General features: G+C 70.9%; 22 protein-coding genes. 13 read left to right on the top strand and 9 right to left on the bottom strand.

What is annotated here, in order from left to right:
* Window positions 1-38: 38 nt before the first annotated feature.
* The gene (locus tag ACFSCV_RS00375) at window positions 39-1,646 is read left to right on the top strand and encodes an L-aspartate oxidase (RefSeq protein ID WP_378795903.1); all 1,608 of its coding nucleotides are present in this window, start codon (window positions 39-41) and stop codon (window positions 1,644-1,646) included.
* Between the two features lie 2 nt (window positions 1,647-1,648).
* The gene (nadC, locus tag ACFSCV_RS00370) at window positions 1,649-2,512 is read left to right on the top strand and encodes a carboxylating nicotinate-nucleotide diphosphorylase (RefSeq protein ID WP_378796725.1); all 864 of its coding nucleotides are present in this window, start codon (window positions 1,649-1,651) and stop codon (window positions 2,510-2,512) included.
* 16 nt (window positions 2,513-2,528) lie between these two features.
* Here nadC and ACFSCV_RS00365 read toward each other — a convergent pair whose 3' ends face one another.
* Genes ACFSCV_RS00365 through ACFSCV_RS00355 form a run of 3 tightly spaced genes read right to left on the bottom strand, consistent with a single transcriptional unit; the run spans window position 2,529 to window position 5,038 of the window.
* The gene (locus tag ACFSCV_RS00365) at window positions 2,529-3,272 is read right to left on the bottom strand and encodes an ABC transporter ATP-binding protein (protein ID WP_378795901.1); all 744 of its coding nucleotides are present in this window, start codon (window positions 3,270-3,272) and stop codon (window positions 2,529-2,531) included.
* Window positions 3,260-4,009: an ABC transporter permease gene (locus ACFSCV_RS00360; protein ID WP_378795899.1), complete on the bottom strand. Its 750-nt coding sequence runs from the start codon at window positions 4,007-4,009 to the stop codon at window positions 3,260-3,262. Before ACFSCV_RS00360 ends, ACFSCV_RS00365 begins: the two co-directional genes overlap by 13 nt.
* Before the next feature lie 3 nt (window positions 4,010-4,012).
* Window positions 4,013-5,038 (bottom strand): ABC transporter substrate-binding protein, encoded by a 1,026-nt coding sequence (locus ACFSCV_RS00355; RefSeq protein WP_378795898.1) that lies wholly within the window; start codon window positions 5,036-5,038, stop codon window positions 4,013-4,015.
* A 325-nt stretch (window positions 5,039-5,363) separates the two neighbouring features.
* Between ACFSCV_RS00355 and ACFSCV_RS00350 the strand changes: the two genes are divergently transcribed.
* From ACFSCV_RS00350 to ACFSCV_RS00330, 5 genes are all read left to right on the top strand, one after another.
* Complete coding sequence (locus tag ACFSCV_RS00350) at window positions 5,364-6,581, top strand: ABC transporter substrate-binding protein (RefSeq protein WP_378795896.1); 1,218 nt, start codon at window positions 5,364-5,366, stop codon at window positions 6,579-6,581.
* Window positions 6,582-6,703: 122 nt separating this feature from the next.
* Window positions 6,704-7,675: a PQQ-dependent catabolism-associated beta-propeller protein gene (locus ACFSCV_RS00345; protein ID WP_378796723.1), complete on the top strand. Its 972-nt coding sequence runs from the start codon at window positions 6,704-6,706 to the stop codon at window positions 7,673-7,675.
* A 22-nt stretch (window positions 7,676-7,697) separates the two neighbouring features.
* A complete protein-coding gene (locus ACFSCV_RS00340; protein ID WP_378795894.1) occupies window positions 7,698-8,483 on the top strand; it encodes an ATP-binding cassette domain-containing protein in 786 nt (261 codons plus the stop codon).
* Entirely contained in the window at window positions 8,480-9,352 is an 873-nt protein-coding gene (locus ACFSCV_RS00335) for an ABC transporter permease (RefSeq protein WP_378795893.1), read from the top strand. Before ACFSCV_RS00340 ends, ACFSCV_RS00335 begins: the two co-directional genes overlap by 4 nt.
* 89 nt (window positions 9,353-9,441) lie before the next feature.
* A complete protein-coding gene (locus ACFSCV_RS00330) occupies window positions 9,442-10,215 on the top strand; it encodes a hypothetical protein (protein ID WP_378795891.1) in 774 nt (257 codons plus the stop codon).
* Between the two features lie 42 nt (window positions 10,216-10,257).
* Here ACFSCV_RS00330 and ACFSCV_RS00325 read toward each other — a convergent pair whose 3' ends face one another.
* The 5 genes from ACFSCV_RS00325 to ACFSCV_RS00305 form a co-directional block, all read right to left on the bottom strand.
* Complete coding sequence (locus ACFSCV_RS00325; protein WP_378795889.1) at window positions 10,258-10,866, bottom strand: PQQ-dependent catabolism-associated CXXCW motif protein; 609 nt, start codon at window positions 10,864-10,866, stop codon at window positions 10,258-10,260.
* Window positions 10,829-11,683 (bottom strand): substrate-binding domain-containing protein, encoded by an 855-nt coding sequence (locus tag ACFSCV_RS00320; RefSeq protein WP_378795887.1) that lies wholly within the window; start codon window positions 11,681-11,683, stop codon window positions 10,829-10,831. The genes ACFSCV_RS00325 and ACFSCV_RS00320 overlap by 38 nt, the downstream gene beginning before the upstream one ends.
* 151 nt (window positions 11,684-11,834) lie before the next feature.
* On the bottom strand, window positions 11,835-13,643 hold the full coding sequence (gene xoxF5 / locus ACFSCV_RS00315; protein ID WP_378795885.1) for a lanthanide-dependent methanol dehydrogenase XoxF5: 1,809 nt from the start codon (window positions 13,641-13,643) through the stop codon (window positions 11,835-11,837).
* 305 nt (window positions 13,644-13,948) lie between these two features.
* On the bottom strand, window positions 13,949-14,893 hold the full coding sequence (locus ACFSCV_RS00310) for a quinoprotein relay system zinc metallohydrolase 2 (RefSeq protein WP_378795883.1): 945 nt from the start codon (window positions 14,891-14,893) through the stop codon (window positions 13,949-13,951).
* 48 nt (window positions 14,894-14,941) lie between these two features.
* Window positions 14,942-15,340: a c-type cytochrome gene (locus ACFSCV_RS00305; RefSeq protein ID WP_378795881.1), complete on the bottom strand. Its 399-nt coding sequence runs from the start codon at window positions 15,338-15,340 to the stop codon at window positions 14,942-14,944.
* Window positions 15,341-15,563: 223 nt separating this feature from the next.
* Here ACFSCV_RS00305 and ACFSCV_RS00300 point away from each other — a divergent pair, with 223 nt between their 5' ends.
* From ACFSCV_RS00300 to ACFSCV_RS00275, 6 genes are all read left to right on the top strand, one after another.
* On the top strand, window positions 15,564-16,013 hold the full coding sequence (locus ACFSCV_RS00300) for a GNAT family N-acetyltransferase (protein WP_378795879.1): 450 nt from the start codon (window positions 15,564-15,566) through the stop codon (window positions 16,011-16,013).
* A 132-nt stretch (window positions 16,014-16,145) separates the two neighbouring features.
* A complete protein-coding gene (locus tag ACFSCV_RS00295; protein WP_378795877.1) occupies window positions 16,146-16,742 on the top strand; it encodes an amino acid kinase family protein in 597 nt (198 codons plus the stop codon).
* Window positions 16,739-18,208, top strand: coding sequence for a DUF6513 domain-containing protein (locus tag ACFSCV_RS00290; protein WP_378795875.1), 1,470 nt, complete (start codon window positions 16,739-16,741; stop codon window positions 18,206-18,208). The genes ACFSCV_RS00295 and ACFSCV_RS00290 overlap by 4 nt, the downstream gene beginning before the upstream one ends.
* A complete protein-coding gene (locus ACFSCV_RS00285) occupies window positions 18,205-18,774 on the top strand; it encodes a DUF447 domain-containing protein (RefSeq protein WP_378795873.1) in 570 nt (189 codons plus the stop codon). Before ACFSCV_RS00290 ends, ACFSCV_RS00285 begins: the two co-directional genes overlap by 4 nt.
* Window positions 18,771-19,469, top strand: coding sequence for a (5-formylfuran-3-yl)methyl phosphate synthase (locus ACFSCV_RS00280; RefSeq protein WP_378795871.1), 699 nt, complete (start codon window positions 18,771-18,773; stop codon window positions 19,467-19,469). Before ACFSCV_RS00285 ends, ACFSCV_RS00280 begins: the two co-directional genes overlap by 4 nt.
* A 38-nt stretch (window positions 19,470-19,507) precedes the next feature.
* Window positions 19,508-20,125, top strand: a complete 618-nt coding sequence (locus tag ACFSCV_RS00275) for a Uma2 family endonuclease (protein ID WP_378795869.1) — start codon at window positions 19,508-19,510, stop codon at window positions 20,123-20,125.
* A 2-nt stretch (window positions 20,126-20,127) separates the two neighbouring features.
* Here the strand turns inward: ACFSCV_RS00275 and ACFSCV_RS00270 are convergent, their stop codons facing one another.
* A complete protein-coding gene (locus ACFSCV_RS00270; protein ID WP_378795867.1) occupies window positions 20,128-21,240 on the bottom strand; it encodes a PQQ-dependent sugar dehydrogenase in 1,113 nt (370 codons plus the stop codon).
* Window positions 21,241-21,305 lie beyond the last annotated feature (65 nt).

The following is a 21,305-nucleotide window of genomic DNA, read 5'->3' as shown; positions in this document are numbered from 1 at the left end:
CGGCGCCGCCGCTTGGCCGGGATGACGGGTGAAACGCCATGACCGACGCCCCCGACCCTCTCGACCCCGACGATCTCGCCCCGCTGTCCTGGGCGGGCGTGGACGACGTCGTCATCGTCGGCGGCGGGCTCGCGGGCCTGTTCACCGCGCTGAAGCTCAGCCCCCGGCCCGTCACCATCGTCACCGCCGCGCCGCTCGGCGACGGCGCGTCGTCGGCCTGGGCGCAAGGGGGGATCGCCGCCGCCGTCGGCCTCGGCGACAGCGCGGAGTCCCACGCCGCCGATACGGTGGCGGCCGGCGCCGGCATCGTCGACGAAGCGGTCGCACGGCTGATGACCAGCGAAGCCCCCGCCCGCATCGCGGACCTGCTCGCCTATGGCGTGCCGTTCGACCGCGATCTCGAAGGCAAGCTCCAGCTCTCGCGCGAGGCCGCCCATTCGGAGCGCCGCATCGTGCGCGTCAACGGCGACCTCGCCGGCCGCGCGATCATGGGCGCGCTCGTCGCCGCGGTGCGCCGCACGCCGTCGATCCGCGTGCTGGAGGGCCTCGTCGCCGAGGAGCTCGTCACCGAGGGCCGCTTCGTGGTCGGCGTCATGGCGCGTCCGGCGGGCTCGGCGAAGCCGGTCCGCATCATCGGCCGCGCCGTGGTGCTGGCGTCCGGCGGCGTCGGCCACCTCTACGCCGTCACCACCAACCCGGTCGAGGCGCGCGGCGCCGGCCTCGCCATGGCGGCGGAGGCCGGCGCGACGCTGGCGGACCTTGAGTTCGTGCAATTCCATCCGACCGCGATCGCCGTCGGCCGCGACCCGGCCCCGCTCGCGACCGAAGCGCTGCGCGGCGAAGGCGCCGTGCTGGTCGACGCGCTCGGCCGCCGCATCATGGACGGCGTCCATCCCGATCTCGACCTCGCCCCGCGCGACATCGTCGCCCGCGCCGTGTTCGAAGCGGACCGCCGCGGCGGCGCCTTCCTCGACGCCCGCGAGAAGGTGGGCGAGCGCTTCCCCGCGCGGTTCCCGACCGTCTACGCCGCCTGCATGGCGGCGGGCGTCGATCCGGTGACGCAGCCGATCCCCGTCGCGCCCGCCGCGCACTACCACATGGGCGGCGTGCTGGTGGACGCGAACGGGCGCTCCTCCCTCGACGGTCTGTGGGTCTGCGGCGAAACCGCCTCGACCGGCGCCCACGGCGCGAACCGCCTCGCCTCGAACTCGCTGCTGGAAGCGGTGGTGTTCGGCGCGCGGATCGCCGAGGACATTCTCGGCCTCATGCCCGCCCCGCCGCTCTCAGCCCGCGCCGCGCCTTCGCGCAACGCGCCCGCCGCGACGCCGCCGGACGGCGCCGCGATCGTCGAGCTGCGCCGGACCATGGCCGACCATGTCGGCGTGGTGCGGAACGCGGTCGGACTTGGACGCGCGGTCGAGACCTTCGCCCGCATCCGCCGCGCCGCGCAGGACGCCGACACCCGCAACATGGCGACCACAGCGCTGATGATCGCGGTCGCCGCCGAACGCCGGCGCGAGAGCCGCGGGGGCCATTTCCGCGCCGACGCGCCCGACGCGGTCCCTGCGCTCGCCCATCGCTCCCTGCTGACGCTCGACGAGGCGCTGGCGCGCGCCGAGGCGCCGCTCGCGAAGGCCGCCTCGTGACCGTGTCGGGCCCGCTCGGGGGCCTCGACCCGATCGCGGTGCGCCGCGCCGTCGAGGCGACGCTCACTGAAGACCTCGGCCGCGCCGGCGACATCACCACCGCCGCGACGATCCCGGCCTCCGCGACCGCGCGGCTCGTGATCGCCGCGCGCCAGCCCGGCCGGCTCGCGGGGCTGCAGCTCGCGCAGGCCGCCTTCGCCGCGCTTGACCCGTCGATCGTCTTCGCCGCCGAGCTCGTCGACGGCGCGAAGCTTGCGCCCGGCGCAGTGATCGCGCGCGTCGAAGGCCCCGCCCGGCCCGCGCTGTCGGCCGAGCGCACGGCGCTGAACTTCCTCGGCCGGCTGTCAGGCGTCGCCACCGCGACCGCGGCCTACGCCGACCGCGTCGCCCACACCGCGGCGAAGATCTGCTGCACCCGCAAGACCACCCCGGGGCTGCGCGTGTTCGAAAAATACGCGGTGCGCTGCGGCGGCGGCGCGAACCACCGCTTCGGGCTCGACGACGCCATCCTGATCAAGGACAACCACATCGCCGTCGCCGGCTCGATCGAGGCCGCGCTCGACGGCGCCAAGGCCTACATCGGGCATCTCGTGAAGATCGAGATCGAGGTCGACACGCTCGAGCAGCTCGACCGCGTCATCGCCCATGGCGGCGCGGACGTGGTGCTGCTCGACAATATGGGCCCGGACCTCTTACGCGAGGCGGTCGCCCGCGTCGGCGGCCGCATGGCGACGGAGGCCTCCGGCAATGTCTCGCTGGAGACGGTGGCCGCCATTGCGGAGACCGGCGTCGACCTGATCTCGATCGGCCGCATCACCCACTCGGCCCCCACGCTCGATCTCGGGCTGGACGTGGCGGTGGGGTGAGGCGGCGCGAGCGCCCTTACGCCACCGCGCCGCGCTTCAGCCCCAGCAGGGCGGCGCGCATGCGTTCGATCTCGCTCGGAACGCGGCGCTGCTCGGGCGTCAGCGTCACCGCGACGTCGTCGGTGATCCGCACCGGCGGCCCGTCGAGCGCGACGACCCGGTCGGCGAGCCGGAACGCTTCGCGGCTGTCGTGGGTGACGAACAGCACCGTGGTCGGCCGGCGGGCGATCAGCTCCGTCAGCAGGTCACGCAGACGGTCGGCGTTGGCCTCGTCGAGCGAGACGAAAGGCTCGTCCATCAGCAGCAGGTCGGGCTCCAGCGCGAAGGCGCGGGCGAGAGCGACCCGGCGCTGCATGCCGAGCGACAGCCGCTCGGGGTAGACGTCGGAGGCGTCGGCGAGCCCCATCTCGGACAGCACGCGCAGGGCGCGCTCACGCGAGCCTTCGCCCGCCGGCAGCGGCAGCGTCACGTTCTGGAGCACGGTGCGCCACGGCAGCAGCCGCGGCGTCTGGAAGGCGTAGCCGATCCGCGGCGACCCGCCGGCGCCGAAGCCGACGCGGCCGACGAAGTCGCGGTCCACGCCCGCGATCATGTTGAGCAGCGTGGTCTTGCCAAGGCCGGAGGGCCCGAGCAGCGCCACGAAGGACCGGTCGGCCACGTCGAGCCGGAAGTCGCGGTAGAGCGCGCGCTGCGGCGCGCCGCCAGCCGCGGGAAACGTCTTCGAGACGATCTCGACGCTGACCGCGCTCATCGGCGCCACCTGTTGGCGGCCCGCTCCCACGGCTGCACCACGCCGAGCTCGATCGCCTGCACGATCAGCCCGAAGGCGAGCGCGTAGGCGAGGATGGTCGCCACGTCGAACAGCTGGAACGAGGTCTGGAGCTCGAAGCCGACGCCGTTCGGTCGGCCGAGCAGCTCCACCACCAGCACGATCTTCCAGACCAGCGCGAGGCCCGAGCGGGCGGCCGCGGCGAAGAACGGCGCGAGCTGGGGCAGGATGACGTGGCGCAGCGTCTTCCAGCGCCCGAAGCGGTAGATCGCCGCCATTTCGGCGAGGTCGCGGCTGAGCGCGACCGCGCCCTCGCGCAGCGTCACCGCGACGTTCGGGATCTTGTTGATCGCGACCGCGATGATCGCCGCCCACTCGTTCAGGCCGAACCAGACATAGGCCAGGATGATGATCACCAGCGCCGGCAGGTTGAGGAACAGCACGACCCAGGGGCCGAGCAGCCGGTCCGCCGCCGGCGACAGGCCGAGCAGGATGCCGAGCGCGGAGCCCAGAACCATGGCGATGGTGAAGCTCGCGAGCACGCGCGCGAGCGTCGCGAGCAGGTTCGTCGCGAGCTCGCCGGATCGGGCGGCGGCGAACAGCGCCTCCAGCACCTTCGGCGGATCGGGCAGCAGCGCGCTGTCGATCAGCGCGGCCGCAAGCCACCATACCGCTATGAACGCGCCGAGCGAGACGGCCGACCAGCCGAGCCGATTGAGCGTCGCCACGCTTCAGGCCTTCGGCGACCAGAACAGCGCGGGGTCGAAGCGCGGATCGGGCCCCACGAAGTCGGCGCCCCCGAAATCCGCGAGCAGCTTGTGCAGTTTCTCGGAGGCTGCCACGTCCGCCTGGCTCCAGGGACCGGGCACGCCGGCGCGGAAATAGTCGCGCAGCCGCGTGAACTCGGCGTCGGTCTTGACCTGCATCGAGGGCCTCAGCCGCTCCCAGGCGGCGTCCGAGGTCTTCAGGGTCTCGTTCCCCGCCGCGACCGCCCGGAAGAAGCCCGCGAGCTCCCCGCCCGCCTCGCGCGACAGCGCCTCGCGCCAGACGAAGCCGACCAGCGGCGGCGGCGGAGAGACGCCCAGATCGCGCAGGATGTCGGAGACGTCGACGAGCTTGCGGAAGCCTTCCGCGTCGAGCCGGGCGGCGAAGTGCCAGTAGGTCAGCACCGCGTCGACGCGCCCGAGCCGCAACTGCTCCGACAGAAGCGGCGGCGCGCCGAACACCGGCTCCAGCATGGTGGCGATGTCGCCGCCGACCTCGCTCTGCGCCCGCGCCCGGAACAGCAGCCAGCTCTTGTCGATCGGCCCGCCCGCGACGCCGAGCTTCTTGCCCCTGAGATCCTTCAGGCTGGCGATCTTGCTGTCCTTGCCCACCATGATCGCGCCGAGCGCGGTCGAATAGGGCGCGAACTGAAGCGCTTCGCCGTCCACGCGCCGACGCATCGCCCAGGCCCAGTCGCTGACGATCAGATCGGCCTGTCCGGCCTGGAGCGCGACGGTCAGCGCCTGCGGCGACGCCAGCGTCTGCCGCCGCAGCTCGACGCCCTCGCGCGCCGCGAAGCCTTCGGCCTCGACGGTGTCGAGCAGCCAGTTGACCGTTCCGAACTTCAGGGTCGTGACGCTCAGCGCCCGCGACGCCCGGGCCGGGGTCGCGCCGAGCGCGGCCGCCGCGCCGAGCGCCGCCGCCCCCGCCAGAAAGCCTCGCCGTTCGATCCCGCAGGCCCGGTCGCGCATGATGTCTCCCGGCATCGTCATGTCTTCCTGCCCTGCATCGCCGGCATTCATCTACGGACGGAACGATATCCGCCCGTGCGACCGGCGTTTGCGTCGTCTAAATCCTTGCGCGACGCGCTCGCGCGCCCTCCGCTTCAAGCAATCGTCAGAACTTATTATGTTCTTATATATTGCAATGATGCCATCGGAGGGGTGGAATTGTTCCCGAACCGCGATACCACGTCGGTGGAAACGCCGCTATCGCCAAAACGGCGACGGCGCGCCAACTAAAGGAAGCGGCGGAGCGAACCGCCGTCCGGGAGACCCCGATGCCCCTCGCCGCCCGCCTTCGTTCCGGGGACGCCGCGTGATCGCTGCGCGCCTGACGTCGATCGCGCTGCTCGCCGCCGCGCTTGCGTTCGCAGGCCCGTCCGCGGCCCAGCCGGCTCCGGCCGAGACGCCGGCGGCGGCGAAGCCCGCCCCGCTGCCGTTCAAGTTCGGCGTGCTGCGCCAGTTCCCGCCGCCCCCGCCGTGGTGGAACACGATCGCGACCCTGCCGCCGCAGGACGACGGCATCGCCGGCGCGCGGCTCGGCGTCGTCGACAACAACACCACCGGCCGGTTCATGAAGCAGGACTTCCAGCTCGCCGAGGAGCTGGTTCCGTTCGGCGAGGACCCGATTCCGGCGTTCAACCGGCTGATCGAGGGCGGCGCGAAGTTCATCGTGCTCGCGGTCCCTGCCGACCAGTTGCTGAAGATGGCCGACGCGGCGAAGGACAAGGACGTCATCCTGTTCAACGCCGGCGCGCCGGACGACGAGCTGCGGCAGGAGAACTGCCGGGCCAACGTGCTGCACACCGCGCCGAACCGCGCCATGCTGACCGACGCGCTGGCGCAGTACCTCGTCACCCGGCGGTGGTCGAACTGGCTGCTGCTCACCGGCCGCACGCCCGAGGACCGCAAATACGCCGACGACGTGAAGCGCTCGGCGAAGAAATTCGGCGCGAAGATCGTCGAGGAGCGGGTGTGGAACTTCGGGCCCGACGCCCGCGCCACCGCGCAGAACGAGGTGCCGGTGTTCACCCAGAACGTGTCCTACGACATCGCGGTGATCGCCGACGAGCTGGGCGAGTTCGGCGACCTGATCGGCTGGCGCACCTGGGACCCGCGGCCGACGGCCGGCACGGCGGGCCTGACGCCCACGACCTGGCATTCGACGCTCGAGAACTGGGGCGCCTCGCAGCTCCAGAACCGCTTCTACCGGCAGTCGAAGCGCGTCATGCGCCCGCTCGACTTCCAGATGTGGCTCGCCATGCGGACCATCGGCGAGGCCGGGACGCGGACGAAGTCGAACGACGTCAAGGCGCTGCGGGACTACATCTTCGGCCCGCATTTCGAGCTCGCGGGCTTCAAGGGGCAGTCCTTCACCTACCGCCCCTGGGACAACCAGCTCCGGCAGCCGATCGTGCTGGCGCAGCCGGCGGCGGTCGTGACGGTGTCGCCGCAGGAGGGCTTCCTGCACCAGACGAACCTGCTCGACACGATGGGCTTCGACCAGCCCGAGACGAAGTGCAAACTGCAGTGACGGCGGGCGCCGGGGACGACCCCCGCCCGATCTCGGACAATAAGATGCGCGCGCCTATGAGCCGCGCCGGTTGGGAGAACCTCTGGATGACCGCTTTCGCTGACCGCCGCCCGTCCGCGACGATGGCGAGGCTGTGGCTGGCCGGCGTGGCCGCCGCCGCCCTGCTGGGCTCCGCCGCCCCGGCCGCCGCCGAAAAGATCTTCGTCTCGAACGAGCGCGACCACACCATGACGGTGATCGACGGCGAGACGCTGAAGGTGGTCGAGACGGTGAAGACCGGCCGCCGGCCGCGCGGCATCACGGCGAGCCCGGACGGCAAGCTGATCTATGTCTGCGCCAGCGACGACAACCGCGTCGAGGTCTATGACGCGGCGACCTACAAGTTGCTGCGGACGCTGCCCTCCGGCCCCGACCCGGAGCTTTTCGTGCTGCACCCGTCGGGCAATCCGCTCTACATCGCCAACGAAGACGACAACATGGTCACGATCGTCGACACCGCGACCGGCCAGAAGGTCACCGAGGTGCCGGTCGGCGTGGAGCCGGAGGGCATGGGCATCAGCCCGGACGGCAAGGTCCTCGTCAACACGTCGGAAACGACGAACATGGCCCATTTCATCAGCACGGACACGAACGAGATCGTGGAGAACGTGCTGGTGGACAGCCGCCCGCGCATCGCCGAGTTCCGCCCCGACGGCAAGCATGTGTGGGTGTCGGCGGAGGTCGGCGGCACGGTGTCGGTGATCGACCCGAAGACGCATCAGATCGTGAAACGCATCACCTTCGAGATTCCCGGCGTCACGCCCGAGGCGATCCAGCCGGTCGGCGTCCGCATCACGCAGGACAACTCGACCGCCTTCGTCGCTCTCGGGCCGGCGAACCGCGTGGCGGTGATCGACACCGAGACCTTCGAGATCAAGAAGTATCTGCTCGTCGGCCAGCGCGTGTGGCAGCTCGCCTTCTCGCCCGACCAGAAGCGGCTCTACACCACCAACGGCAACTCGAACGACATCTCGATCATCGACATCGCGAGCGAGAAGGTGCTGAAGTCGATCACCACCGGCCGGTCTCCCTGGGGCGCGGTGGCCGTGCCGTGACCCCCGCCTCCATGGTGGCGGCATGACCGCGGCGACGCCCGACGCAGGGGCCCCGCCCGCGCTCAGCGTGCGCGACGTCAGCCACAGCTTCGGATCGCGCAAGGCGCTCGACGGCGTCAGCCTGGAGGCTCCGTCCGGCGCCTTCACGGCGCTGCTCGGCCTGAACGGCGCCGGCAAGACCACGCTCTATTCGCTGATCACGCGGCTCTACCAGAACCGCAGCGGCTCGATCGCCGTGCTCGGCCACGACGTGCGCCGCGACCCCGCCGGCGCGCTGTCGCGCCTCGGCGTCGTGTTCCAGGCGCGCACGCTCGATCTCGAGCTCACCGTGCTGCAGAACCTGCTCTACCACGCCGCGCTCCACGGCGTCGGCCCGGCCGAGGCGAAGCGGCGCGGGCTGGCGCTGCTCGAGCGCGTCGGGCTCGAGGCTCGCGCGAAGGAGCGCGTGCGGGCGCTGTCCGGCGGCCAGATGCGCCGCGTCGAGATCGCGCGCGCCCTGCTCCACCGACCGAGCCTGCTGCTGCTGGACGAGCCCACCGTCGGCCTCGACATCGGCTCCCGGCGGGCGCTGATCGCCGAGGTGCGCCGGCTGATCGCGGACGAGGGCATCGGCGTGCTGTGGGCGACCCATCTCGTCGACGAGATCGAGGCCGCCGACCGCGTGGCGGTGCTGCACAAGGGCCGGATGCTGCTTTCGGGCGACGTCTCGGCGCTCAGGAATCGCGCGGGAACCGACGACGTGGGGGCGGCCTTCATGGCGGTCGTCACGGAGGCCGACGCGGCCGCTGCGGGGGCGAACGCGGCATGAGCGCGACCGAACCTCGCTCCCCGAGCCCTGCCGCCCGCGACGACCGCCGCCTGACCTTCGGCGGCTACATGATCGCGCTCTACGGCATCGTCTGGCGCGAGGGCCTGCGCTTCGTGCACCAGCGCGGCCGCTTCCTGTCGGCGCTTGTGCGCCCGCTGGTGTGGCTGTTCATCTTCGCCGCCGGCTTCCGCGCGGTGCTCGGCGTGTCGATCATCCCGCCTTACGAGACCTACGTGCTCTACGAGGTCTATATCGCGCCGGGCCTGATCGCGATGATCCAGCTGTTCAACGGGCTGCAGTCCTCGCTTTCCATGGTCTACGACCGCGAGGTCGGGGCGATGCGCATCCTGCTGGTCAGCCCCTATCCGCGCTGGCACCTGCTGCTGTCGAAGCTCGTCGCCGGCATCTTCGTCTCGCTGCTGCAGGTCTACGCCTTCCTTCTCGTCGCCTGGTTCTGGGACGTTCAGCCCGACAGCCACTGGGGCTATCTCACCGTGCTGCCGGCGCTTGTGCTCACCGGGCTGATGCTCGGAGCCATGGGCCTCGTGATGTCGTCAGTGTTCAAGCAGCTCGAGAACTTCGCGAGCGTGATGAACTTCGTCATCTTCCCGATGTTCTTCGCCTCCTCCGCGCTCTATCCGCTGTGGCGCATCCAGCAGGCGAGCGTGCCGCTCTGGTACATCTGCAGCTACAATCCCTTCACCCACGCGGTCGAGCTGATCCGCTTCGCGCTCTACGGCCAGGTCGAGTGGACCTCGCTCGCCGTGGTCGCGGGCTGCGCGACGGTCTTCCTCGTCGCCGCCGTATTCGCCTACGATCCTTCGGCCGGATTGACGGCGCGGCGCGGCGGGCCGGACGCGGCCAGATGACGGCGGCGCGACGTGACGCCTGAACGAACAGGACGACCGGCGGCCAGACCCGGCCGCCCGGCCGCGAGACTCCTCGGGAGACGATGCTCATGACCATCACGCAACGCGTCCGCCGCGCCGCGACGGCGCGGTTCGCGGCGGGCGCCCTGATCGCGGCGGTCGCCGCGGGCGGCGCCGCGGCGCAGGACCAGACGTCCGCCGGGCCGGCCACGCTGGCGCAGGCCGGCGCGGGCGGCGGGCCTAAGACGCCCCTGCCCGCCCCCACGCCGCGCGCCGAGCAGCCCGGACAGGGCCGCGCCGCGCAGGGCAAGCCCGGCCCGGACAGCGACTGGCCATGCATCCAGCCGAAGGTCGGCGCGCTGAGCTACGGGCAGATGTGGGCCGGGCCGCCGCTCGACGAGGCCATCGCCAAGTGGCGCGACGATCCGCATGTGGCGGACCTCGTGCCGCTGCTGGTCGCGCGGCGCACCAAGCGGGACGAGGCGCAGGCCGCGATCGACCGCTTCGCCGCGGCGGCGGGCCCGGAGAAGAACGCGCAGCTCACGCTGCTGTTCGCCGGCGTGTTCAGCGAGATCAACGCCACGCGCTCGGCCGTCATCACCGGGATCGAGCGTTACGCCCGCAAGCAGCGCGCGCTGTCGGAGCGGATCAAGGAGGCGAGCCTCAAGCTCGCCGCCGACCGCAAGGACATGGCGACGCAGATGTCTCCGGAGTTCCAGAAGAAGGAAGAGGCGCTGAACTGGGACACGCGCATCTATGACGAGCGCGCCCAGGCCCTCACCTATGTCTGCGAAAGCCCGGTGATCCTGGAGCAGCTCGCCTTCGAGCGCGGCCGGGACATCCAGGCGAAGCTCGACAACTAGGCGCTGCGCCGCGGACGTCCCGAGCGGCGTCCGCGGCCCCGACTATTCCCTCGCGCCGGTCCGATAGGGCTGCGCCGCCTCCAGCGGCAGGCCGGCCTCGGCCCAGCCGTCGGAGCCGTCGGGGTACCAGTACACGGCGGAGTAGCCCCACTCCATCGCCCGCTTGGCGGCGTTCCACGACATCCAGCACGCCCGGCGGCAATAGAACGCCAGCGGCTTCGCCGCGTCCCCGCCGGTGAGCTCCCGAAGGCTCGCGCGGAAGAACGCCTCCATCCGCGGCTCGAGCGCGCCGTAGCCCACATTGATCAGCCAGGCGCTCCGCGGCAGGTGGTCCCGCGGCGCGTCGCGCCAGATGGTGCCGGCCGGCAGGTTCGCCGGCTTCTCCGGCCGCGGCATGACGTCGACGAACACCGCCCGCCCGTCGCGCCACAGCCGCTCGGCGGCGGCGGTGTCGAGCACGACGGCGCCCTTCAGCGTCGCCGGCGTCGGCGTGCGGTAGCCGTCCATGCGGTAGTCGGCCGGCTCGGGCGGCGTCGGCCCGTCGACCGGGTCCTCGGGCGCCCGCGCGACGCCCGCGGCCAGAACGGCCGCGAGGCAGGCGGCCGCGATCGCCTCAGTCCGCCGGAGCGACGATCGGCCTGTTCTGTTCATCGAGCAGCGGGATGTTGAAGCTGAGCAGGATCTTGTTGATCTCGTTCTGGTTCTTCGCGATGAAGTCGTTCAGGCGGTGCTTCCAGTTCAGCTCGTTCGGCCGGATGCCCATCGTGATGCGATAGATCAGCGGCGGGAAGCCCTGATCCTTCACGAGCGGGGTCACGGTGTGGCTGTCCTTGCCGGTCTGGGCGGCGTAATAGCCGCCGATCGGCCCCCACAGGATGCCGGCGTCGATCGCGCCGGAATCGATGTCCTTAAGCATCTCCTCCGCCGGCGACTCGTAGCGGCGGTCGACCATCAGCGAATAGGGCTTTGACCGGCCGAGCAGCCCGTAGCGCGCGAGATGGTTCGCCGGCGCGGTGCCGGCGACCACGCCGATCCGGCTCGACTTCAGGCGCTCGTCGCTGAGCGTGTCGACGCCGTCGAGCGCGGCGCCCTTCTTGGTCACCAGCACCCAGGCCGACTTGAAATAGGGGTTGGTGTTCAGCACCGGATCGCCGGCGGCGACATAGCCCATCACGACGTCGCAGCGCTTGCTGCCGAGCGTCATGCGGTAGAAGCCGGTCGCCTGCGGGAACCAGGTGTAGTCGACGGGGATCCCGAGATCCTTGCCCAGTAGCTCCGCGATCTTGTTTTCGAACCCTTCGCCCTTCTCGTTGGAGAGCGGCATGTCGGCGGGGTCGGCGCAGACGCGCAGCGTCGCGCGGTTGACGAGGTCCGAGGTCTGCGCGTGAGCGGTGGACGCGCCTGCGGCGATCATCGCGCCTGCGGCCAGAACGCCGGCCGCGACCGAACGCCCGAATGCGGAAGTCATCGTGTCAGTCCTCCTGAACGCGCTGGCGGGGCCGCGCGCTTTCATGAGATTCTGGGGTCTCCCCCGGACGCGGAAAGGCCCGACCGTCGGACGATGCCGATGGCCGGGCCCCCTGAGAAAAGGCGCGGCGCCCGGAGGCGCCGTGCCGGATTTACGACTTCGGCAGCTTGAACACGGTGAGCTGGCCGCCGAGGGCGGTGTAGCTCGACAGAGCCGCGTAGCCGCCGACCGCGCCGAGGCCGTCCGTCGAGTTGGTCAGGCCGGCCGCGAGGCCGATGCCCGCCCAACCGCCGACGCCCGACAGGATGGCGATGTACTGCGTGCCCTTGTGCTCGTAGGTCGTGACGTTGCCGATGATGCCGGACGGGGTCTTGAACTTGTAGAGTTCCTTGCCCGACTTGGCGTCGACCGCCTTCAGGTAGCCTTCCAGCGTGCCGTAGAACACCACGCCGCCGGCCGTCGCGAGCGCCCCGGACCACACCGAGAACTGCTCCTTGTTCGACCAGACGATCTTACCCTTCTTGTTGTCCCAGGCGATGAAGTTGCCCATGCCGCCATGGCTGTTGGGCGCCGGGTACATCGAGAGGGTCGCGCCGACGTAAGGCTGGCCGGCCGTGTACGAGACGCGGAACGGCTCGTAGTCCATGCAGACGTGGTTGGTCGGCACGTAGAACAGCTCGGTCTCCGGCGAGTAGGCCGCCGGCTGCTGGTCCTTGGTGCCGAGAGCCGCCGGGCAGATGCCCTGCGAGTTCACGTCTTCGCCGTTCTGCTCGGTCGAGTACTTGGCGACAACGAGCGGACGGCCGTAGGTCTTGGACGACTTGTCGAGGTCGACCTTGGTGGCCCAGTTCACGACCGGGTCATACTTCTCGGCGACCAGGACTTCGCCCGTCTCGCGGTTCACCGTGTAGGCGAAGCCGTTACGGTCGAAGTGCGTGAGGAGCGGGGTGTCCTTGCCGTCGATCTTCTGATCCGTGAGGATCATCTCGTTGATGCCGTCGAAGTCCCACTCGTCGTGGGGCGTCATCTGGTAGACCCACTTCGCCACGCCGGTGTCGGCGTCACGCGCGAAAATGGTCATCGACCACTTGTTGTCGCCGGGGCGCTGCTTCGGGTTCCAGGTCGAGGGGTTGCCCGAGCCGTAGTAGACGAGGTTCAGCTTCGGATCGTACGAGTACCAGCCCCAGGTGGAGCCGCCGCCGATCTTCCACTGGTCGCCTTCCCAGGTCTTCAGCGACGAGTCCTTGCCGACCGGCTTGCCGTGCTCGGTGGTCTTCTCCGGGTCGAACAGCATATCCTCGTCCGGACCCATGGAGTAGGCGCGCCACGCCTTGGAGCCGTCCTTGAGGTTGTAGGCGGTCACGGAGCCGCGCACGCCGAACTCGCCGCCCGAGATGCCGACGATGACCTTGTCCTTGACCGGAAGAACGGTCGCGGTGTTGGTCTCGCCCTTCTTCGGGTCGCCGTTCACCACCGACCACTTCTTCTGGCCGGTCTTGGCGTCGAGCGCGACGAGCGTGGTGTCGGCCTGGTGCAGCAGGATCAGGCCATCGGCGTAAGCCAGACCGCGGTGAACCGTGTCGCAGCACATCACCGGGATGACGCTCGGATCCTGCTTCGGCTCGTACTTCCAGATGATGCGGCCGTCCTGGTTCAGGTCGAGCGCAAACACGTTGTTCGGGAACGGCGTGTGAACGTACATCACGTCGCCGATGATGAGGGGGCCGCCCTCATGGCCGCGCAGAACGCCGGTCGAGAACGTCCAGGCCACCTGGAGCTTGTCGACGTTCTTCGCCGTGATCTGGTCGAGCTTGGAGTAGCGGGTGTTGGCGTAGTCGCCGGTCTGGATGCCCCACTGCTTGGGGTCTTTCAGGATCTTCGTGACGCTGTCATTGGCCATCGCCGGCCAAACCATGGCGGCGGCGCCGAGCAGGCCCGCCGCGAGTGCGACTTTGCGCATTGTATTCTCCCTCTAAAACGCAGTCCTTTAGGCGGCCCCCGCGGCGCGCCGCAAAGGCATGATCTTTATTATTGGACCTGCGTCTTCCGCTCGTGTCACGGCCAGTCGGGACTTGTTGCTCGACCCTTTGCCGGACGGCGCCCGGCTAGACCTACGAACCGACTGCAACCCCAAGGGCATGCAGGCGTTGCAGCTGAAGACGAGCGGACCCTAGATCGCTTCGCCGGACCACGCAACAGGACTTTAAGATATAAGAGGATTATTATGATTTTGCTGCGAATGCACACTTATTATATTGCGTCGCATTATCGCCACTCGAGCTCGCGGTAAGCGGCGATCGCGTTGCGGGCGTTGAACTCGTCGAACAGCGCCCAGGCGTCCCGCTCCGAAAGGCCGGCCTTCTCCGATGCCTCGCGCAGGCTCGCGCCCGCGTCGAGCAGCGCCTTCACGTCCGCGCGCAGGCGGTCGAAGTAGCGCTGCTGCGGCTCCAGCGCCTGCGGCCAGGGCGCGGAGGCAGGCCCGTGCCCCGGCACGACGCGCTCGACCGGCCGCGCCTTCACGCGCGACATCACCCGGAGCCAGCCTTCGAGCGAGCCGTCGACGCTCGGCAGGTGCCCCATGAACAGCAGGTCGCCGAGGAACCAGGTGCCGGTGCTCGGGTCGAACACGGTGAGGTCGTTGTCGGTGTGGGCGGTCGGCTCCGCCTGCAGCTCGAGCGAACGGCCGCCGAGATCGAGCGTGAGCCGGTCGGCGACGGTCGTGTCGGGCATCACCACGGCGTCGGGCGCGAATCCGTCGCCGATCGCCCGCCGACCCGCCTCGATGTAGGACTGGGCGCGGGCCTGCAACGCGCGGGGATATTTGGCGTGCGCCACGAAGCGCGCGCCCTCCCCCCGGAACGCGGCGTCGCCCAGCGTATGGTCCGGATGCATGTGGGTGTTGATGACATAGCGGATCGGCAGCGCCGTGCGGGCCCGCACGGCGGCCAGCAGGCGCTCGCCCGCCTGCAGCGTGTTGCCCGTGTCGATCACCGCCACGGCGTCGCGGCCGACCACGAATCCCACATTGGCGATCGCGCCGCCGTTCCCCGGCGCCAGCAGCTCGTAGGGCGCCTGATAGACGAACACCCCGGGCGCGATCTCGGCGGTCGGCAGCGGCTCCGCCGCGCGGGCCGGGCCGCCGAGCCCGAGGCCGGCGACGACGGCGGCGGTCAGGCGAAGAAGCCCCCGGAAACACGACGTTGCGCGCATGGAAGGCTCCTCGCTCGACAGGCGGCGACGACCGCCGCGCCAGCGGGCTTACTTCTTTGCGCCGCCTGCGTCGAACTGGGCGAGGTAGGCGGCGACGTTCTTGCGCTCGTCGTCCTTCTTCAGCCCGGCGAAGGCCATCTTGTTGCCGGGGGCCGAGCCGCGCGGATCGGCGAGGAACTGGTCGAGCGTCGCCTCGTCCCAGGTCTTGCCCTCGCCATAGGTCTTCAGCGCGGCGCTGTACGCGTAGCCGTCGAGGCCAGCGACCTTCCGGCCGATCAGCCCGTTCAGCTCGGGACCGACCTTGTTGGCGGCGCCCTCGCCCACGGCGTGGCAGGCGACGCAGCGCTTGAAGACCTTCTCGCCGGCCGCGGCGTCCTGAGCGGCCGAGGGCGCGGCGAACGAAGCCAGGGCGAGCGCCGCGGCGGCGGTGACGACATGCGGTTTCATGGGAATTCTCCTGATCGTCATGCCGCCGTGACGCGGCATATCGGCCCGAAACTAGAATTGTTTCAGACTGCGACCAGTGACAGGCGCGTGACCGACAGGCGGCGGTCGGGCGTCGGTCAATGAGCGCTTTGGGGTGGTTTCCGCCTGTCTGCTTTCAGGTAAGACCGGAACGCGGCCCCTCCTCGGAGGCTCGCAGTCGATTCGTTGGTCGATCCGGGCGCCCATGACGATCTCCATCCGCGACGCCGTCGAAGACGACCTTCCCGCGATTTTCGAGATCCGCGCGAGCGTGCGGGAAAACCATCTGTCGGTCGAGCAGATGGCCGAGATGGGCGTCACGTTCGAGACGATCCGGGACGCCCTTCGCGAGCAACCCTGCATCTGGGTCGCCGAGCATGAAGGCGACATCCTCGGCTTCTCGATGGCGGACGTCGAGGACGCCTGCATGTTCGCGGCCTTCGTTCGTCCCGAACGCGAGGGCTCAGGCGTCGGCCGCCGGCTCGTGGCGCGGGCGGAAGCGTTCCTGTTCGAGCGTCATCCCCTGATCTGGCTCGAAACCGACGGCTCGTCGCGAGCCGCGGGCTTCTACGAACGGCTGGGATGGAAGCGTGTTCGGGAGCTGGAGGGGGGCGATGCGAGGTTCGAGAAGCATCGGCCGCGCGGCGGCGGCTGAAAGGGCCGGCGGCTTCGAGGACCGGGCCTCGCCTCGCCGGACGACCGCTGCGGCGGCGCGCCGCTTGGAATACGGGCGCGGGGGCGGTACGCCTCTGCGTTCAGTTGACCCTTGGGATCGTCGCCCGCCCGTATGAAACGCCGCCCGCCCCTTTCCGTCGTCAAGCTCGGCGGCAGCCTGTTCGAGGCCGACGCGCTCGACGCGCTGCTCGACGCCTCGGCCTGGCGCGGCGCGGTCGTCGTCGCCGGCGGCGGGCCGTTCGCCGACACGGTGCGCGCGGCGCAGACGCGGCGCGGCTTCGACGACGCCACGGCGCACCGCATGGCGATCCTCGCCATGGAGCAGAGCGCGCTGATGCTGGCGGCGCGCCGGCCGGACCTCCGCCCCTGCGCGACCCCCGAGGCCTTCGCCGCCGCCCGCAGCCGCGGCGCGATCTGGTTGCCCGCGCGCATGGCGCTCGAGGCCGACGTGCCGGCGAGCTGGGACGTGACCTCCGACAGCCTCGCCCTGTGGCTCGCGATCACGCTCGGCGCGGCGCAGGCGGTGTTCGTGAAGGCGGCGCCTGCCCCTGCCGCCGAGGACCCGGAATCGTGGGCCCAAGCAGGCCTCGTCGATCCCTATCTCCCCGTCCTCGCGGCCCGCTACGAGGGCCGGGTGGCGCTCGTCGGCGACGCCTCGCCGACAGCGCTCGACCAGGCGCTCGACGGCCTCGAAAGGCGCGCGGCGTGAGCGCGGAGACCGTCGCGCTCGTCACCGGATCGCTTGCGGAAGCCCGGCTCGCGCGGCTCGCGGACGAGCTGCGCAGCGAGACGCTGCAGCCGCAGGTCGTCAATGTGGGCGTCAAGGTGGCTGCGCTGATGACGGCCGAGATTCTCGAGCGCCGGCTGAAGCTGCCCGAGAACGCCTCGCGCGCGGTGCTGCCCGGCCGATTCCGCGGCGATCTCGAACGGCTCAGCCGGCATTTCGGCGTGCCCTTCGAGCGCGGGCCGGAGGAGCTCGCCGACCTCCCCGGCTTCTTCGGCCGCGGCGGCGTGGAGCCGGACCTGTCGCGCCACGACTGCACGATCTTCGCCGAAATCGTCGACGCCACGATGCTCTCGGCCGACGAGCTGCTGGCGAAGTCCCGCGCGCTGCGGGCCGACGGCGCCGACGTGATCGACCTCGGCTGCCTGCCGGACACGCCGTTCCCAAATCTCGAGGCCTGCATCGCCGCCCTGATCGCCGACGGCGCAAAGGTCAGCGTCGATTCGGCGAACCCGGAGGAGCTCGCCCGCGCCAACCGCGCCGGCGCGCATTACCTGCTGAGCCTCAGCGAGGCCACGCTCGCCATCGCCGACGAGGGCGACGCCGTTCCGATTCTCGTGCCGGCCGCGCCCGCCGACATGGATTCGCTGCTACGCGCCATGGACGCGCTGGAGGCCAAGGGGCGGCGCTACCTCGCCGACCCGATCCTCGATCCCATCCATTTCGGCTTCACCGCCTCGGTGGTGCGCTACGCGGAGCTGCGCCGGCTGCGGCCGGACGCGCCGATCCTGATGGGCATCGGCAACGTCACCGAGCTCACCGACGCCGACACGACCGGGATCAACGCCATCCTGATGGGGATGATCTCCGAACTCAGGATCGAGGCGGTGCTCGCGGTGCAGGTCAGCCCGCACTGCCGCACGGCCGTGCGCGAGTTCGACCGCGCGCGCCGCGAATTCTTCGCCGCGCGCGAAGCCGGCTCGCTGCCGCAGGGCTTCGGCGGCGGGCTGATGGCGTTGCGCGACCGCCGGCCGGTGGCGTCGAGTCCGGCCGACATCGCGACGCTCGCGAGCGAGGTCCGCGACCGCAACTACCGCATCGAGGTCAGCGACGACGGCGTCCACGTCTACAACCGCGACGGCCACCATGTCGGCGTCGACCCGTTCGACCATTTCCCGCATCTCGCCGTCGAGGGCGACGCCGGCCACGCCTTCTATCTCGGCGTCGAGACGGCGCGGGCGGAGATCGCCTACCGCCTCGGCAAGCGCTACGCGCAGGACGAGGCGCTGAAGTTCGGCGTCGCCGGCGAAACCGCCGAAAGCCTTGAAGAGGCGCACAAGCTGAGCTTCAAGAACGCTGGCGCGACGCTGCAGGACAAGCGGGCGAAGCGCGCCAGACGCGCCGACGCCGAGCCGGCGGCCTCCGACGCCGGGCAGGACAGCGACACGTGATCCGCGAGACGATCGTCACCACCCTGTCGCCCGACGGCGTTCCGCACATCGCTCCGATGGGCGCGACGCCGATCGAGGGCGGCTGGTTGCTGCAGCCGTTCCGGCCTTCCACGACGCTTGAGAATTTTCTCGCAACCCGCTGCGGCGTCGTGAACTTCACCGACGACGCGCGGGTGTTCGCGGGCTGCGTCACCAAGCGCCGGCGCGACTGGCCGACGGTCCCCGCGGAGCAGGTCGCCGCCGTCCGGCTCGCGGGCGCGCTCGCCACCCACGAGATCGAGGTGGCCCGCATCGAGGACGACGGCCAGCGTCCGAAGCTCCATTGCCGCATCGTCCGCGAGACGGCTTACAAGCCGTTCCCCGGCCTGAACCGGGCGATCGCCGCCGTGCTCGAAGGCGCCGTCCTGGTCAGCCGCCTGTCCATGCTGCCGGACGACAAGATCGACCGTGAGCTGGCTTACCTCCAGATCGCCATCGACAAGACCGCAGGCGCGGACGAGCGCGAGGCCTGGGATTGGCTGCTGGACGCGGTGCGCGACCATCGGCGCGGCGAGGCCCGGCCATGACCGGCCTGCTCGCGAGCGTCGCGACCCTCGACGAGATGGAGGTCGTCCGCGCCGGCGGAGCCGACATCGTGGACCTGAAGGACCCGTCGCGCGGCGCGCTGGGCGCGTGGGAACCGGACGGGCTCCGCGCCGCCGTGGCGCGCTGGCGGAGCTGGGGCGACGGGGCGCCGGCGCTCAGCGCCACCATCGGCGACCAGCCGATGGACCCGGAGACCGTGCTGCGCGCCGCCGAGGCCGTCGCCGCGACCGGCGTTCCGCTGGTGAAGCTCGGCCTGTTCGCGGACGGCGACGCGGCCGCATGCCTGGCGGCGCTCACGCCCCTCGCCCGGCGGACGCGCCTGATCGCGGTGCTCTTCGCCGATCTCGGCGTGTCGCTCGAGTTGATTCCCGCCGCGGCCGAGGCCGGCTTCCACGGCGTCATGGTCGACACTGCCGACAAGGGCGCCGGGGCCCTGCGCCGGCGCATGGCGGACGACGCCATCTCCGCCTTCGTCCGCACGGCCCGCGCCCGCGGGCTGCTGACCGGCCTCGCCGGCTCGCTCGCGGCCGACGACATCGCGCCGCTCGCGCGCTTCGAGCCGGACTATCTCGGCTTCCGCGGCGCGCTCTGCGACGGCGGCCGGACAGGCACGCTCACGGCGGCCCGCGTCGCGACGGTCCGCGCGGCGCTCAGGTCCCCGCGCGCCGCGGCCTGAGCCGTGCTAGGCTCCGCCTGTTCGGGTGAGGTCGCGCGATGGCGGAGCCTGCGGTCAAGCGGATGACGGTCGAGGAGTTCTTCGCCTGGGAGGAGACCCAGGAGGAGAGCCACGAGCTCGTCGACGGCGTTCCCGTGCTGCGGGGCGAATGGATCCGCTACGGCGACGAGTGGACGATGATGTCCGGCGCGAGCCAGCGCCACGACCAGATCGTCGTCAATGTGATCATCGCTCTCGGCACGAGGCTGCGCGGCCGCGCATGCCGCGCGTTTTCGCCGGACATGTCGGTGCGCACCAGCGCTCGGCGCATCCGCCGTCCCGACTCCGGCGTCGATTGCGGGCCGCGCGTCGACCGCTCCACGATGGCGAGCGAGCCGAAGGTGGTGGTGGAGGTGCTCTCGCCCTCGACGCGCGACTTCGACATGTTCCAGAAGCTCGACGAGTACCGCGCCGTCGACAGCATCGACCATGTCGTGCTGATCGACCCCAACGACCCGCAGGCGGCGGTCTGGACGCGCGGCGCCGACGGCTGGGAGCAGACCGAACTGCGCGGCCTCGATGCCTCGGCCGAGCTCACGGCCGTCGGCCTCTCGCTTCCGCTCGCCGAGGTCTACGAGGACGTCGCGTTCCCGGCGCGTCCCGAGGACGCGGCGTAGCGTCAGCGCGGGGCGACCCGGAGCAGGGCGGCGTTCTCGCCGTCGGTCAGCACGAGAATCGAACCGTCCGGCGCGACCGCCACGTCGCGCATGCGATCGCCGCGTTCGCCGAGCAGAAGCTCTTCGCCGACGATGCGACCGTTCGCGCGACGCACGACGCGCACTGCTCGTTCCTTCAGGGCCGGAACCAGCAACGCCCCCCGCCACTCCGGGAACAGCGCGCCATCGTAGAGCGCGAGGCCCGCCGGCGCGATCGACGGCGTCCACTCCAGCAGCGGCTGCTCGTAGCCCGGCAGGTCCCGAAACGGCGTCACCCGCGCGAAAGTGTAGTCCAGCCCGCCGGTGACGACCGGCCAGCCGTAGTTGCCGCCGGCGCGTAGGCGGTTGATCTCGTCGCCGCCGCGCGGCCCGTGCTCGGACGCGAGGATCACGCCGTCGTCCGGATCGACCACGACGCCCTGCACGTTGCGGTGGCCGAGGCTGTAGATCTCGGGGGCCGCCCCCGCACGCCCCACGAAGGGGTTGTCGGCCGGCGCGTTTCCGTCCCGGTCGAGCCGCACGAGCTTTCCGAGATGGTTCGACAGGTCCTGCGCGTCCTCGCGCCGGTCGAAGCCGTCGCCCAGCGTCAGGATCATCGTGCGGTCGGGCAGGAAGGCAATCCGGGCGCCGTTGTTCGAGTTCCCCGCCTTGGGCGTGGCGTCGAACAGCACGCGGACGTCCTCCAGACGGTCGCCCGCGAGCCGCGCCCGGACGAGCCGGGCGTTGTTCGCGTCGTCGGTCCCGTAGATCATGGTGAGGAAGACGAGGGAGGAGGCCGCGAAGTCGGGATCGACCGCCACGTCCATCAGCCCGCCCTGCCCGCCCGTATGGATCGGCGGCAGGCCCGCGACCGACACGGGCGTGACGCCGCCCGCCGCGTCGACGATCTTCAACCGGCCGGGCGCCTCGGTCAGCAGCGTGCGGCCGTCCGGCAGCGGGGCGACCGCCCATGGCCGGTCGAGACCGCCCGCGACGGTCTCGACCACGTAGCGGGCGGGATCGACCTGCTCGACGGCGCGCGCCGGTACGGGGCCAAGCATGAGGATGGCGGCGCCGACGAGGAAAAGCCGTAACACAGGTCGCTCCGGAACGATTGCGCGCTACAAAGCATCGGGCCGCCGCGACCGGCGGCAAGCTCCCG

It is taken from the genome of Methylopila henanensis (assembly GCF_042681025.1).
In the GTDB taxonomy this organism is placed as follows: Bacteria; Pseudomonadota; Alphaproteobacteria; order Rhizobiales; family Methylopilaceae; genus Methylopila; species Methylopila henanensis.
The sequence above is the reverse complement of the archived record's forward strand: the minus strand, read 5'-3'. Positions and strand labels throughout refer to the sequence as shown.